1 protein-coding gene is annotated in these 894 nt (G+C 46.8%); it reads right to left on the bottom strand.

Features of this window, described 5'->3' with window-relative positions; all coding sequences use genetic code 11:
• The coding region (locus tag R8N47_RS24170) for a 6-phospho-beta-glucosidase (protein WP_318185973.1) at positions 1-866 on the bottom strand (866 nt) is incomplete at its 3' end.
• Positions 867-894: the final 28 nt, after the last annotated feature.

Below are 894 nucleotides of genomic sequence, written 5' to 3'. Positions count from 1 at the left end.
GCGTTTTCGGTTTCCATGACTTGCTCTGCGCGAGTCCCTTTTTCACCTGCGCTCTGCTTTTCTTCTGCCAACATAGCGTCTGTTTGGTAAAAATAGCGATGATAAGGACAAGGAATCGCACCAAGCGCTTTTAGAAATGCCGGATCCCACGGCTCTTCCCAAATGTTCTTCATACTGAAGTTAGCGCCATCTCCAACTTTCTCTAAGACGGTTTGAGTGATGTCTTCGCCTTTCAGCCACGCTTTGTGTACCCAGACCAGATGATTTAGACCTGCAAACTCCAACTGTAGCTCTTTGGGCTCGCAATCCATCATCTCTGCAATCATCATTTCCATTGAGACGGGTACATTACATAAGCCGATACTTTTGACTTTAGTATGCTTACTCACCGCTTCTGAGACGAGACCAGCAGGGTTCGTAAAGTTGAGCATCCAAGCGTTTGGCGCCAACTCTTCAATGTCTTTACAGATATCAAGAATAACCGGAATGGTTCTCAGCGCTTTAGCAAATCCGCCAGGGCCTGTGGTTTCTTGTCCGATCACATCGTATTTGATAGGAATTCTTTCATCGTTTGCTCGAGCAGCAAGCCCGCCAACACGGAATTGAGTCATGACAAAGTCAGCGCCTTTGATCGCAGCACGGCGGTCAAAATCCGCTTTAATTTCAATATCCGCGCCCGCTTTATCGACCATCCGCTGAGCCAAGCCTTTGATGATTTCTAGCTTTTCCGCGCCGGATTCTATGTCCACAAAGTGAATCTGTTTAACTGGCAAGTAATCCAAGCGTTTGATTACCCCTTCAACCAATTCCGGGGTATAGCTACTGCCACCACCAATAATGGCAAGTTTGATCGCCTCTCTAGACATAATGATTTCCTTACTTATTCGCGAGTTG

The organism is Vibrio sp. 2132-1 (genome assembly GCF_033344315.1).
The sequence above is the reverse complement of the archived record's forward strand: the minus strand, read 5'-3'. Positions and strand labels throughout refer to the sequence as shown.